This window comes from Burkholderia pseudomultivorans (assembly GCF_001718415.1).
In the GTDB taxonomy this organism is placed as follows: Bacteria; Pseudomonadota; Gammaproteobacteria; order Burkholderiales; family Burkholderiaceae; genus Burkholderia; species Burkholderia pseudomultivorans_A.
Genome location: NZ_CP013378.1, coordinates 4,039,091 through 4,052,249 on the forward strand (window position 1 = coordinate 4,039,091; position 13,159 = coordinate 4,052,249).

Sequence of the window (13,159 nt, forward strand, 5' to 3'; positions counted from 1 at the left end):
GTCCGAACAGCCACGCTGACGGACTGGGCATGCGGCCGCCTCGGCGGCTGCCGCGAGCACGGGCCGGCCCTCCTTTTTCCGGGCGGCCCGCGTAGGGAGCCGTAGCTGTTGATGTCGTTGTCGACTCGTTCAACCAAGAGAGGAATCCAAGATGAACATGAAAATCGCGACCCGCTTGTCCGTCTTCGCACTGGCCGGCGCCCTGCTGGCAGGCTGCGCGACGCAGCAAGGCAACAACACGGCCGTCGGCACCGGCACGGGTGCGGCGCTGGGCGCAGGCATCGGCGCACTGGCAGGCGGCGGCAAGGGCGCGGCGATCGGCGCGGGCGTCGGCGCGCTGGTCGGCGGCGTGACGGGCTACAACTGGCAAGCGATCAAGAACAAGCTCGCGCCGTCGGCGGCGCAGACGGGCACGCAGGTCACCGAGCAGCCGGACGGCTCGCTGAAGCTGAACGTGCCGAGCTCGGTCACGTTCGCGACGAACCAGTACGCGATCACGCCGGCCTTCACGCCGCTGCTGAACGACCTGGCGACGACGCTGAACCAGAACCCGCAGGTGACGGCATCGATCGTCGGCTACACGGACAGCACGGGCTCGGCCCAGCTGAACCAGACGCTGTCGCAGAACCGTGCGCAGAGCGTCGTGAACGCGCTCGTGCAGCGCGGCGTCGCGGGCGGCCGCCTGTCGGCGCAAGGCATGGGCGCGTCGAACCCGATCGCGGACAACGCGACCGAAGCCGGCCGCGCACAGAACCGCCGCGTCGAGATCTACCTGCGCGCGCCGCAGCAGCATCAGTAAGCGCGGCAACGACAGGAAGGGTGCGGGCGCGCTGCCCGCACAGCCCCGCCGGACAAGGCTTTCGGCCGCGCCGGTAACAAATCGAAAAAAATTTCGAACTTCTGTCGCGCGCCGTGGTCTGTCTTTACGGTACGCGGCTGGTGTTGCCGGCGCGTCACCATTCTCCTCTTGTCGTTGTTGCTCCGGGGCCGTATCCGCCCCGGTTTTTTTTGCCCGCGAAATTTGTGCTGCACCGCAGCATCCCGTCACCGGGCACGCGGCCTGCGCCGCCCTGCGCATTCGCCGGCACCCGCCTCGGCCTCCCGCCCGCGTTCCCGCGCCGCGCCCCTGCTAGAATCGCAGTTTCCCGTCGTTTTCCGCTGTTCTCTACCGACCCTATGTCCGCATCCGACCTCACTTCCGTGCAGGCCGCGGCGCCGCAAGGCCGCCGCCAGATCCTCGTCACGTCCGCCCTGCCCTACGCCAACGGCCAGATCCATATCGGCCACCTGGTCGAGTACATCCAGACCGACATCTGGGTGCGGACGCTGCGAATGCACGGGCACGAGGTCTACTACATCGGCGCCGACGACACGCACGGCACGCCGGTCATGCTGCGCGCGGAGAAGGAAGGCCTGACCCCGAAGCAGCTGATCGAGCGCGTGTGGACCGAGCACAAGCGCGACTTCGACAGCTTCGGCGTGTCGTTCGACAACTTCTACTCGACCGACTCCGAAGAAAACCGCGTGCTGAGCGAGAAGATCTATCTCGCGCTGAAGGAAAACGGGCTGATCGCCGAGCGCGAGATCGAGCAGGCGTACGACCCGGTCAAGGAAATGTTCCTGCCGGACCGCTTCATCAAGGGCGAGTGCCCGAAGTGCCACGCGAAGGACCAGTACGGCGACAGCTGCGAAGTGTGCGGCTCGACCTACCTGCCGACCGAGCTGCTGAACCCGTATTCGGTCGTGTCGGGCGCGACGCCCGTGCGCAAGACCTCGACGCACTACTTCTTCCGCCTGTCCGACCCGCGCTGCGAGTGGTTCCTGCGTGAATGGGTCGGCGGCCTCGCGCAACCCGAGGCGACCAACAAGATGCGCGAATGGCTCGGCGACGCCGGCGAGGCGAAGCTCGCCGACTGGGACATCTCGCGCGACGCGCCGTACTTCGGCTTCGAGATCCCGGGCGCGCCCGGCAAGTACTTCTACGTGTGGCTCGACGCGCCGGTCGGCTACTACGCGAGCTTCAAGAACCTGTGCGAGCGCAACGGCGTCGACTTCGACGCATGGATCCGCCCGGGCTCGACCGCCGAGCAGTATCACTTCATCGGCAAGGACATCCTGTATTTCCATACGCTGTTCTGGCCGGCGATGCTCGAGTTCTCGGGCCACCGCACGCCGACCAACGTGTTCGCGCACGGCTTCCTGACCGTCGACGGCGCGAAGATGTCGAAGTCGCGCGGCACCTTCATCACTGCGCAGAGCTACATCGACACGGGGCTGAACCCGGAATGGCTGCGCTACTACTTCGCCGCGAAGCTGAACGCGACGATGGAAGACCTCGACCTGAACCTCGAGGATTTCCAGGCGCGCGTGAACAGCGACCTGGTGGGCAAGTACGTGAACATCGCGAGCCGCGCGGCCGGCTTCCTGATCAAGCGTTTCGACGGCCGCGTGCAGGACAGCGCGATGAATCACCCGCTCGTCGCGAAGCTGCGCGACGCGATCCCGCAGATCGCCGCGCAGTACGAAGCGCGCGAATACGGCCGCGCGCTGCGCCACACGATGGAGCTCGCGGACGAAGTCAACGCGTACGTCGACGGCGCGAAGCCGTGGGAACTCGCGAAGGATCCGGCCAACGCGGTCGCGCTGCACGAAACCTGCAGCGTGAGCCTCGAGGCGTTCCGCCTGCTGTCGCTCGCGCTGAAGCCGGTGATGCCGCGTGTCGCGGAAGCCGTCGAGGCCTTCTTCGGGATCGCGCCGCTCGCGTGGGCCGACGCGGCGAAGCCGCTGTCGTCCGCGCAGCCGATCCGCGCGTACCAGCACCTGATGACGCGCGTTGATGCGAAGCAGATCGAAGCGCTGCTCGCCGCGAACCGCGACTCGCTGCAGGCCGACGCAGCCGGCGCAGCGGCCTCCGGCGCGGCCGCCGCGAAGGAGGCGAAGCAGGCCAAGGCGAACGCGAAGCCGGCCGCCGTCAATGGCACGGACGGCGATGCGCCGATCTCGATCGACGATTTCGCGAAAGTCGACCTGCGCATCGCGAAGATCGTCGCCTGCCAGGCCGTCGAAGGCTCGGACAAGCTGCTGCAGCTCACGCTCGACGTCGGCGAGGAAAAGACCCGCAACGTGTTCTCCGGCATCAAGTCCGCGTATCAGCCCGAGCAGCTGGTCGGCAAGCTCACGGTGATGGTCGCGAACCTCGCGCCGCGCAAGATGAAGTTCGGGCTGTCCGAAGGGATGGTGCTCGCGGCGTCGGCGAGCGACGAGAAGGCCGAGCCGGGCCTGTACATCCTCGAGCCGCACAGCGGCGCGAAGCCCGGCATGCGCGTGAAGTAAGCGGCCCCGCCGCCGCTCGCGCAACGCGCCCCGCACGCCTCGTGCGGGGCGTTTTTGTATCCGGGCGCGGCGTCTGCGTGCGATGCGCGACTTCCGCTACCATGTCGGCTTGCGCGGCAGCCGCTCGCGCAAGCCGATGCTGTCGCAGCACCGGAACCCGCCGGATTCCGACGGCCGCTGCATGCGGCCGGCCACGGGCCGTGGCGGCGGGTTCCGCATCCAGAACAACACCATGAGAACGCATCCGATGCCCTTCCGGCCGGACGGACGCGCGCGCCGCCTCGCATGAGCCGCGCCCGTTCCCTGCCGACGATCCCGCTCGTGCCGGTCGCCGACGCGAACGGCGTCGCGCCGCTCGTCGCGCGCAGCCGCGCGTTCGGCGCGCTCGCCGAACGCTTCGCGTGGCTCGCGCTGCGCGAGCCGCCCGCCGGCGATCGCGCACGCTGGCACGCGCATCAGCTCGGCGCACGCACGATCCGCTTCGCGCAGCCGCTGACCTTCACGCCATACGCCGCCGCGCAGCCGTGCTCCGCGCGCTGCCGGTTCTGCTCGGAAACGCTCGTCGACGATACCGCGTCGGGCCCGATGGCGGCCAGCCTGCGCCCCGGCGCCGATCATTTCGCGCGACTCGCCCGCGCGCTGCGGGCGCTGCGCGGCGTGCCGCTGTCGTATTCGCTGTCCGGGCTCGAGAACACCGACGATCCCGACTGGCTGCTGTCGCTCGTCGCGACGCTCGACGCGGCCGGCGACGACGGCCCCGAGGTCGGCGGCAGCGTGCTGTACACGAACGGCGCGGGCCTCGTCGAGCACGGCGGCGCGCTGCTGCCGGCGCTCGCCGCGTTCGGGCTGTCGTGGCTCGAATGGTCGCGCCATCACGACCGCGACGACGTGAACCAGTCGATCATGCGCTTTCGCCCCGGCCAGCCGGTGATGCGCGACGCCGCGTTCGAGACCGCGTTCGCCGCGGCGCGCGCGCACTTTCCGGTCAAGCTCGTGTGCATCGTGCAGCGCGGCGGCATCGAGACGCCGGCCGACGTGCTGCGCTATCTGGACCGCGCCCGCGCGCTCGGCGCGAGCACGGTGATCTTCCGCGAATTCTCCGTGCTGCCCGACACATACCGCCACAACGCGACGCGCCGCTACATCGACCGTGCGCGCATCGCGATCGACGCGCTGCTGCTCGCATGCGTCGCCGATCCCGGCTTCTCCGCGCGCTGCGAGCCGATCGCGCTGACGGGCGGCTACTACTTCTGGAATGCGCGCTGGGCGCATCGCGACGGGTTCGAGGTCGTGTTCGAGACGTCCGACTACGGCGCGATGCGCGAGCACGAATTGCGCGACGCCGTGTACAAGCTCGTGTTCCATCCGAACGGCAACCTGTGCGCCGGCTGGCAGCCGACGCGCGACATCCTGTGGAGCGACGATGACCATCGTGACTAGCTGGCTGCGGCTGAGCGACGAAGCCGCCGAATCGACGCTGCCGGCCGACCTGCGTGCGCGGGATTCGTTCGCCGCGCGCGACTGCGGCTGGGTCGAGCAGATGGTGCCGTTCATCGGCAGCCACGCGACGCCGGGCGGCTGGATCGTCGATCCGTTCTGCGGCTTCGGCACGACGCTGGTCGCGGCCGCGCGCTGCGGCGTGCCGGCGCTCGGCGTCGAGGTCGATGCGCAGCGCGTAAGGTTCGCGCGCGAGCGGCTCGCACGGGCCGGCACGACGCCCGCCCGCCATCCGGTGCTGGCGGGCGACCTGTCGCGCGCCGCGACGCAGGCCGCCGCCCGCGACGCGGGCGGACCGTTCACGCTGTGCCTGACGAGCGTGCCGTACTTCGGCTGCGACGAGCGGCTCGGGGCCGCCGACGGGCAGTTGTACGGCATCACGCACTACGCGACCTTTCTGGAACGGATGCGCGACGTGTTCGCGGGCGTGCACGCGCTGCTCGAACCGGGCGGCTGGTGTATCGCGATGGCGCAGAACCTGCGGCTCGGCGGCCGGTTCGTGCCGCTCGCGTGGGATGTCGCGCGGCTGCTCGGCGAACGCTTCGTGCTGCACGAGGAACGCGTGCTGGTCTATGAACGTGCGGGCGGCCCCGCACCGCACGGCAACGGGCCGACCGACCGCACGCATGAATACGCGCTCGTGTGCCGCAAGGCACCGCTCGCCAGCGACGTCGACGCGGCCCGCGCGCTGCTTGCCGCGCTCGCGCGCGACGGCTTCGCGTTCGCCGTGTTCGGCGGTTTCGCCCGGCAGCTCGCGGCCGATGCGACCGACGCCGCGCCGCTGAACGACGTCGATCTCGTCGTGCCGCCCGACGATGCGGGCCTGTCGCGGCTGCTGCAATGGCTCGACGCCGACGGTTTCTCGATCGAATCGTGGAATTCGCGGATCACGCCGCCGGTCGCCGCCGCGGCGCTGCGCTACCGTCACTACTTCCGCGCGCGGCGGGTCGACGCGCGCGGCCGGCTGCTGCAGGTGGACGTCACGGTCGCCGAGACGCACGAAGGATTCGCCGCATGCGCGGCAGCGAACCCGGCATGACGGTTGCGGGGCGCGGCCGCTGAAGGGCCGCCCCGTCCTCAGCGCCGGCTGAACCAGCGATCGAAGCGCCGCGTGTAATTCAGGTCGACGCCCTGGAACGTGCCGCCGTACGCGGACACCGACCAGAAGCGCGTCAGGTTGATCGTCGCCTTGAACGCGTTGCTCGCCGACTGCAGCCCCTGCTCGAAGCCGAGCACGAAGCGCTCGTTGATCGCCTTCGACACCAGCACGACCTGCGGATCGGTCAGGCCGACTTCGCTGCGGCCGATCGACACCTCGTCGAGGCCGAAGGTCTGCGCGACGCGCTTGCCGGTCACGCTGCCGAGCAGCCCGAGCGCCGCGGTCATCGCGCCCTGCTGGCCGACGTTGTTGCCCTGGTCGGTGCCGTGCCCGAACAGCAGCCACGACAGCTTTTCGTTGTCCGTGACGTTCGGCTCCGACACCAGCTTGACCGTCGGCGACTGGATCGTACCCGTCACCTGCACGCCGGCCTCGACCTCCTGGTTGCGCCGCATCGCGAGGATGTTCACGCCCGGGTTCGACACCGGGCCGTTGAACGTGAAGAAGCCGTTCTCGATCGCGAGCTTGCGGCCGAACGACGTGTAGGTCGAGCCTTCGGTCACGCGCACGTTGCCGATCGCGCGCAGCGGCACGCCCGGCGCGCTCATCACGGTGATCGTGCCGCGCAGCCCGAGATCCGCGCCGTGTCCCTTGAAGCGGAAGTTGTTGCCGAGCCCGATGTCGATGTTCGCGCGCGGCGCGAGCGACGGCGCCGGCTTGTCGGTCACCTTCTGCGGCTTGGCGGCCGCGCTGCCGCTCGGCGTCTCGCCGCGCACCGTGCCGTCCGGCTGCACGATCACGACATCGTCGGACAGGTGCGGGGCCGCGTCCTCCGGCAGGTCGAACAGCGCGCGATCGACGACGAACTTGCCGTCGATCGACATCCCGCCGCGCGGCCCGTCGTTCGCGACGGTCGCCTTGCCCGACAGCGACAGCTTGCGGTCCGGCGCGGCGAACAACTCCAGCTTGTCGGCGACGATGCTCGCGGTCAGGTCGGGCGCCTCGCCGTCGAGGCGCACGCGCCCGATCGCGCGCAACGTGCCGTCGCCGCCGTGGAACTCGACCTGCTGGAATTCGACGAGGTTCTCCGCGAGCTTCACGCGCACGATGCCGTCCTTCAGCTGCACGCCCTGGTCGATCAGCGTCGCCGACAGGTCGTCGCCCGTCAGCATCCCCGACAGGTTCGGCTTGGCCGGCGTGCCGGCGACCGTCAGCTTCAGCGCCGCGCGCCCGCCGAGCAGGTAGCTCGGCCCGAACAGGTTGCCGGTCGCCTTCAGCGAAGGCATGTCGGCATCGATGCGGCCCGACAGCGGACCGTCGTCGGCGACCGACAGCACGCCGCCGCGCAGCGCGAACGGCACCGCGACGTTCGCGTCGAGCGTGCCGATCCGGTTCGCCTTCGCCTGCGCGGTCACGTTGAGCCGGTTGCCGGGGCCGAACGCCGCGCGCGCGGACAGCTCGGTCAGGCCGAGCGACGCGATGCCGCGTCCGCTTTCGACCGTCACGTCGCCGCCGCGGCGCTTCACCTGCAGGTAGCCGGTCGCGCTCGCGCCGATCGAGAAGTCCCAGTCGGCGTCGAGCACGACGTCGGTGCGCACCGGCGGGCGCTGGCCCGTCATCTCCTGGCGGATCTCGAGGAAACGCGCGACCGACGCGCCGCTGACGGAACCCGCGGAGCGCATCTGGCCGTGATCGAACACGAACGACTTCAGGTCGATCGCCGCGCCTTCGAGCGTGAGCCGCGTCGCGCCGAGCGTTACGCGCCCCGCGCCGGCCGATACGGTCAGCGGCGCCTGCAGCGCGACCGACGGCGTGCCGCGGTTCGCCAGTCGCGTGACGGTGCCGTCCCAGCGCATCCCGTCGCGGTTTTCGACGACGCCTCCGTTCGCCGCGAGCGTCAGGTCGATCATGCGGCCGCCGGCCGTCCCGAGCGCCGACGCTTCCAGCGTGTGCTTCGCGCGCGTGCCGTCGAGGTTCGCGCGCAGCGACTTGAGCTGCAGCGAGCCCAGCGCGAGGTCGCTCGCGTCGGCCGTGAACACCAGCGCGCCGTGCGCGCCGTCGCGGATGTCCGCGCGCCCCTGCGCGGCGCCGATGCGGTTCGAGCCGACGACCACGCGCTCGGCCTTGTAGGTCGCCGTCACGTTCGGATGCGCGAAGCTGCCGGTCAGGTCGCCCTGCGCCTGCACGAGACCCGCGATGCCGAAGCCGAGCCGGTCGAGCTGCGGCGCGTCGACGACGAAGCGCAGCCGGTCGCCCGGCGCGCCGAAGCTGCCGCGCAGGTCGACACGGTTGCCGGCGATCGACAGCGTCGCGTTGCTCGGCAGGATCCGCGAGCCGGCCAGCTGCACGACGCCGGCGCCGGTCAGCGGCACGCCGTCGTACAGACTGTCGCCGAGCTTGAAGGTCGCCTTGGTCGACACCTGCGGCGCGAGCGCGCCCGAGGCCGTCAGCGTGCCCGTCACGCGCGTCTCGCCGCGCCGCGCCGGCGCCTTGGCCGCCGGCGCCTTCGTCTTGCCGGCGGCGCCCGGCGGCGCGCTCATCGCGGCGAGCAGCAGCGGATCGAACGCGGTCAGCGTCGCCTTCGCGTCGTAGCTCGAATGCGCGTCGTGACGGAACACGCCCGTCAGGTCGATGCGGCCCTTGCCGGCCGTCACGCGCGCGTCGGTCAGCACGGTCTGCTGCGAGGTCAGCGCGACCTTCGCGCGCGCGCCAAGCGCGAGCTTCGGATCGGCCAGGTCGAAATCGACGGTCGTCGCATCGCCCGCGAGCGTCACGCCGAGCGGGCCGCCGAGCCGCATCGGCCGCAGCTCGGCGACGAACGCGTTCAGGTCGAGGTTCGCGACCTTCAGGTCGAAGCGGCCCTTGCCGCCCTTCAGCGTGCCGCCGCCCGTCACGCTGCCGTCGCGGATCAGTTTCAGCGCGAGGCCGTCGACCCGCTGCGCCTGCGCGTCGAGATGCACGGTCGCGCGCGCATCGACGACCGGCAGCAGGTGGTCGCCGAGCGTGCCCGGCTTCGCGTTGACGATCGATACCGGGCCCGTCACCGCGAAGCCGTGCGGCGCGGCGCCGGCCGGCGCGGTCACGGGCGCAAGCTCCGCGCGCACCGCGAGATCGGCGGCCGGCGCACCCGGCGCGATCGCCTGCGGATTGACGTGGTCGAACGCGAGCGACGCGCGCGTGAGCGGCACCTCGCCGAACGGCGCGGCCTCGACGTGCGCCCGCCCGTTCAGCTTCATCCCGCTCGCGTCGATGTCGGCGACCAGCGCCTCGAGCGAGCCCGACACGCGCGCGCGCGCATCGACCGGCTCGTCGGCGAGCTTGCCCGTATAGGTCGCGTCGCCCGTCAGCGCGAACGGTTTCACGCCGTCGAGCTGCGCGCGCGCGCTCAGCGCGCCGCACGGCGTCTCGATGCTGTCGAGCGCGAGCTCGTGATGGCGGCCGTCGCTGCGCCCGCTCAGCGCGATCCGGTCGAGCTGCGTCGTCGAGGCGCCTTCGTGGATCGCCAGGTGATCGATGCGCAGGTCGTCGATCCGCAACTGCAGCGGCAGGCTCAGATCCTGCGGCGTCCTGGACGGCGTCGACGGCCCCGGCACGATCCGCACGTCGATCGTGCCCGCGCGCAGATAGGCGATCGACAGCCGCAGCGGCGCACGCGTCAGCGCCCAGCGACCATCGATCCAGTCGATGCGCAGTTCGGTGCCGGCGCCGCCCGGGCTCGTCCACGCGACATCGCGCAGCCGCACGCCGGTCGCGAGCGCGCCGCCGTCGAGCGTGCCGGCAAGCCGGCCGCCGAGCACGCGCACGGCCGTCTGCCATGCGAGCCGCGTACCGCGCTCGGTAGTCGCCGCGGCCAGCACGAGCGCGACCGCCAGCACGACGAGCAGCACCAGCGTCGCCAGCGTCCACGCGACGACGCGCAGCGCGCGGCCGCGCCGCGGCGCGCGCGGCGGCGTGTCGGGCGCGCCGTCGGGCGAGTCCGGATCGTGAGGCGGCGGCGTATCGTTCGGGTCCTTCGTCATGCGGGTCGTCGTGAATCAGGCGGTTCGTTCAGAATGCGATGCCGAGCGTCAGGTACGGGCGCACGCTATGGTTGCGCAGCCCGTACGCGACGTCGACGTTAATCGGGCCGACCGGGCTGCGCCAGCGCGCGCCGATGCCGACGCCCGGGTAGAACACCTTCTCGCCCCACGCATCGGTCGCGGTGCCGATGTCGAAGAACGTCGCGGCGCCCCAGTCGCGGTTGAACCAGTGCTGGTATTCGGCGGTGCCCGTCATCAGGTACTTGGTCGGCAGCACCGAGCCGTCGACGCTGTTGCCGATGCTCTGGTAGCCGTAGCCGCGCACCGAGTTCGAGCCGCCGGCGCGAAACAGCAGCGACGCCGGCACGCCCGACGAGCTGCCGCTCGTAAACACGCCGCCGAGCTCCGCGCGGAACACGAACAGGTCGCGCTTGCCGATCGGCAGGTATTGCTGGCCGCGCGCATAGCCGCGAATGAAGGTCTGGTCGGTCAGCACGCCCTTGATGGCGAAGCCGGCCTCCGCGTGAATCAGGTTGCCCGAGCGCGGGAACAGCGGATCGTCGACGTTGCGGCGCGTCCACGCCCACTGCGGCACCAGCGCGCGGCTGGTGGTCGGTCCCGCGCCGTTCTGGTCGAGCCGGTCCTGGTAGTACATCAGCGAATACGAATAGTCGATGAACTGCCCGGTGCGGGTGCGCTGCGCGCCGACCCGCGCGCTGTAGATGCGCGTGTCCGACACGTTGGTGTTGGTGTACGACGCAAGCACGCTGTTGGTCCAGCCGCGCTCGCCGGGCGGCATCGACAGCTGGATCTGCCCGTACTGCTGGATCTGGTCGAGCCGGCCCGACACGGTCAGCGGCCACGCGGCGCCGAACGTGTCCAGGTACGTGTAGGAGCCCTGCACGTGCGGGCCGGTGTCGGTCGCATAGCCGACCCCGCCGCGGATGTTGTTGTACGGGAACTCGCTGACCTTCACATGCACGGGCGTGCGCTCGGGCTTGTTCACGTCGTCGCCGACGTCGATCGCGACGCTCGCGTAGTACGGCGTGTTCTGCAGCTGCCGCTGCAGCTCGTTGATCCGCTGCACGTCGTAGATCTCGCCTTCCGACAGCGGATTGACGTTCGTGACGATCTTCTCCGGATAGCGGCGCACGCCGTCGACGTCGACCTTGCCGATCGTGAAGGTCGGCCCGCTGTCGAACGTGACCGCGAGCGTCGCGCGCTGCGTGCGCGGATCGATGCGCGCCTCGGACGACGTGATCTTCGCGCCGAGATAGCGACGCGACTGCAGCTGCTTGAGCGCGGCGCTCTTCGCGCCGTCCCAGTCCGACTGCGTGAACGGGTCGCCCGGCTTCAGCGTGAACGCAAAACGCGTCGCGGCCTCCTGCTTCGGATCCTCGCTGTCGACCGGCCCCTTGAAGCTCAGCGCGACCGACGACACGACCGTCTGCGGCCCCGGCTCGACCGCGACCCGCACGTCGCGCCTGCCGTCGCGCATGCGCACGTCGGTGCGCACCACCGGCGAGAAATAGCCGGCCGTCGCGGCGAGGTCGCGCACCTGCTGCGGCGTCGCGGTGACGAGGAAGTCGAACTGGTCGTCGCTGATGTCGTCGCGCTTGGCGAAGCGCGCGATGTCGAGATGCGACTTGAGGAGCTTGCGGATCGAACGCGGCGCGTCGATGTCGACGTCGTACTTCGCGTGGGCCGGCAGCGCGAAGCAGGCGGCGAGGCAACCCGCGAGCGCGGCCCGCGCCGCCGCGCCGGCGCCGCGGCGCGCCAGGGGTTGCGATGCGCGGTGCGCCGCGTCATGCGCGATGTGTCGTTGCTGGTTCGCGTGCCCCGCCAAATAAGACCTCGCCGTCGGTTGTCACGGTTTCGTGGAAAACCCTGTATTTGACCACAGCGCGCCGGCGCTGCCCGCACCGGCGCGGCTTTGACGCTTGCGCGCAACGGCCCGCGCTCCGGCGTGCCGGCCCTGCCGCCGGCTGGTGGTCGGCGGTTTCGACGTGCGATTGGCACCGGCTGTTCCCCGCGATGCGGTAAAATCCCGCCATCGCAGAATCCGGCGCACCGTGCGCCGCCCGAAACGGAAAGCCAAGCCATGCCGTACCAGTCCGACGTCACGCAATTCCTGAACCAGCTCAAGCAGCAGAAGCCGACGCTCGAGGAAGAGCAGCGCAAGGGCCGCTCGCTGCTGTGGGACAAGCAGCCGATCGACCTCGACGAGCGCGCCGAGCAGCAGGAATCGCGCGTGAAGCAAACGCCGTACGTCTACTACCAGAACTTCTGACGACGTGAGCGCCGCCGACGAGGCCAGCGCCGCCCGGCAGGACGACGCGGTTGCCGCGCCCGCGGGCGCCGATTCGACGCCCGACACGGTCGACGGTGTCGCGGCGTTCGCTCGCCTGTACGGCGAGCCGCTCTTCAAGCTGCCGCAGGACCTGTACATCCCGCCGGACGCGCTCGAGATCTTCCTCGAAGCGTTCGAAGGCCCGCTCGACCTGCTGCTGTACCTGATCCGCAAGCAGAACTTCAACGTGCTCGACATCCCGATGGCGCAGGTCACCGCGCAGTATCTGGGCTATGTCGACCAGATCCGCACGTCGAACCTCGAACTCGCGGCCGAGTACCTGCTGATGGCCGCGATGCTGATCGAGATCAAGTCGCGGATGCTGCTGCCGGTCAAGAAGGCCGATACCGGCGAGGAAGCCGAGGATCCGCGCGCGGAACTCGTGCGCCGCCTGCTCGAGTACGAGCAGATGAAGCTCGCCGCACAGCGCCTCGACCAGTTGCCGCAGCTCGGCCGCGACTTCCTGCGCGCCGAGGTGTACATCGAGCAGAGCATCACGCCGCGCTTCCCCGACGTGAACTCGGACGACCTGCGCGCCGCGTGGGCCGACGTGCTCAAGCGCGCGAAGCTGGTCCAGCATCACAAGATTTCCCGCGAAGAACTGTCCGTTCGCGAACACATGAGCCTGATCCTGCGCCGGCTGCAGAATGCGCGCTTCATGGAGTTCGCCGATCTGTTCGACACGTCGCGCGGCGTGCCGGTCGTCGTCGTGAACTTCATCGCGATGCTCGAGCTCGCGCGCGAGTCGCTCGTCGAGATCACGCAGGCCGAGCCGTTCGCGCCGATCTACGTCCGCCTCGCCTACCTGCCCGCGTAAGCGCGCACGCGGCCGCGACGGCCCGCCGCCAGCGCGCCGCCCAA

The 13,159-nt window shown here is 70.4% G+C and carries 9 protein-coding genes; 7 read left to right on the plus strand and 2 right to left on the minus strand.

The annotated features are described in order from the left end of the window. Positions 1–151: 151 nt before the first annotated feature. The 5 genes from WS57_RS30965 (at position 152) to WS57_RS30985 (ending at position 5,869) form a co-directional block, all read left to right on the plus strand. Complete coding sequence (locus WS57_RS30965; RefSeq protein ID WP_040127958.1) at positions 152–799, plus strand: OmpA family protein; 648 nt, start codon at positions 152–154, stop codon at positions 797–799. 377 nt (positions 800–1,176) lie between these two features. Continuing rightward, entirely contained in the window at positions 1,177–3,333 is a 2,157-nt protein-coding gene (gene metG / locus WS57_RS30970; RefSeq protein ID WP_069245267.1) for a methionine--tRNA ligase, read from the plus strand. An 82-nt stretch (positions 3,334–3,415) separates the two neighbouring features. Further along, positions 3,416–3,622, plus strand: coding sequence for a hypothetical protein (locus tag WS57_RS30975; RefSeq protein WP_059514920.1), 207 nt, complete (start codon positions 3,416–3,418; stop codon positions 3,620–3,622). Further along, positions 3,619–4,773, plus strand: a complete 1,155-nt coding sequence (locus tag WS57_RS30980) for a hypothetical protein (RefSeq protein WP_060336967.1) — start codon at positions 3,619–3,621, stop codon at positions 4,771–4,773. Before WS57_RS30975 ends, WS57_RS30980 begins: the two co-directional genes overlap by 4 nt. Next, entirely contained in the window at positions 4,757–5,869 is a 1,113-nt protein-coding gene (locus WS57_RS30985) for a DNA methyltransferase (RefSeq protein ID WP_059514916.1), read from the plus strand. The genes WS57_RS30980 and WS57_RS30985 overlap by 17 nt, the downstream gene beginning before the upstream one ends. Positions 5,870–5,907: 38 nt before the next feature. Here the strand turns inward: WS57_RS30985 and WS57_RS30990 are convergent, their stop codons facing one another. Together WS57_RS30990 and WS57_RS30995 are read right to left on the minus strand one after the other, a co-directional pair. Next, positions 5,908–9,948 (minus strand): translocation/assembly module TamB domain-containing protein, encoded by a 4,041-nt coding sequence (locus tag WS57_RS30990; protein WP_069245268.1) that lies wholly within the window; start codon positions 9,946–9,948, stop codon positions 5,908–5,910. A 28-nt stretch (positions 9,949–9,976) separates the two neighbouring features. Continuing rightward, positions 9,977–11,794, minus strand: coding sequence for an autotransporter assembly complex protein TamA (locus WS57_RS30995; protein ID WP_059604659.1), 1,818 nt, complete (start codon positions 11,792–11,794; stop codon positions 9,977–9,979). A gap of 255 nt (positions 11,795–12,049) precedes the next feature. Here WS57_RS30995 and WS57_RS31000 point away from each other — a divergent pair, with 255 nt between their 5' ends. Continuing rightward, positions 12,050–12,238 (plus strand): DUF3460 family protein, encoded by a 189-nt coding sequence (locus WS57_RS31000; protein ID WP_009692996.1) that lies wholly within the window; start codon positions 12,050–12,052, stop codon positions 12,236–12,238. A gap of 4 nt (positions 12,239–12,242) precedes the next feature. Next, positions 12,243–13,115, plus strand: coding sequence for a segregation and condensation protein A (locus WS57_RS31005; RefSeq protein ID WP_009692997.1), 873 nt, complete (start codon positions 12,243–12,245; stop codon positions 13,113–13,115). Positions 13,116–13,159: the final 44 nt, after the last annotated feature.

What these genes read in the sequence shown, in the direction of transcription:
- WS57_RS31000 (WP_009692996.1), top strand. Translation starts at nt 12,050, where the DNA reads ATGCCGTACCAGTCCGACGTCACGCAATTCCTGAACCAGCTCAAGCAG.
- WS57_RS30990 (WP_069245268.1), bottom strand. Translation starts at nt 9,948, where the DNA reads ATGACGAAGGACCCGAACGATACGCCGCCGCCTCACGATCCGGACTCG.
- WS57_RS30965 (WP_040127958.1), top strand. Translation starts at nt 152, where the DNA reads ATGAACATGAAAATCGCGACCCGCTTGTCCGTCTTCGCACTGGCCGGC.
- WS57_RS30980 (WP_060336967.1), top strand. Translation starts at nt 3,619, where the DNA reads ATGAGCCGCGCCCGTTCCCTGCCGACGATCCCGCTCGTGCCGGTCGCC.
- WS57_RS30985 (WP_059514916.1), top strand. Translation starts at nt 4,757, where the DNA reads ATGACCATCGTGACTAGCTGGCTGCGGCTGAGCGACGAAGCCGCCGAA.
- metG (WP_069245267.1), top strand. Translation starts at nt 1,177, where the DNA reads ATGTCCGCATCCGACCTCACTTCCGTGCAGGCCGCGGCGCCGCAAGGC.
- WS57_RS30975 (WP_059514920.1), top strand. Translation starts at nt 3,416, where the DNA reads ATGCGCGACTTCCGCTACCATGTCGGCTTGCGCGGCAGCCGCTCGCGC.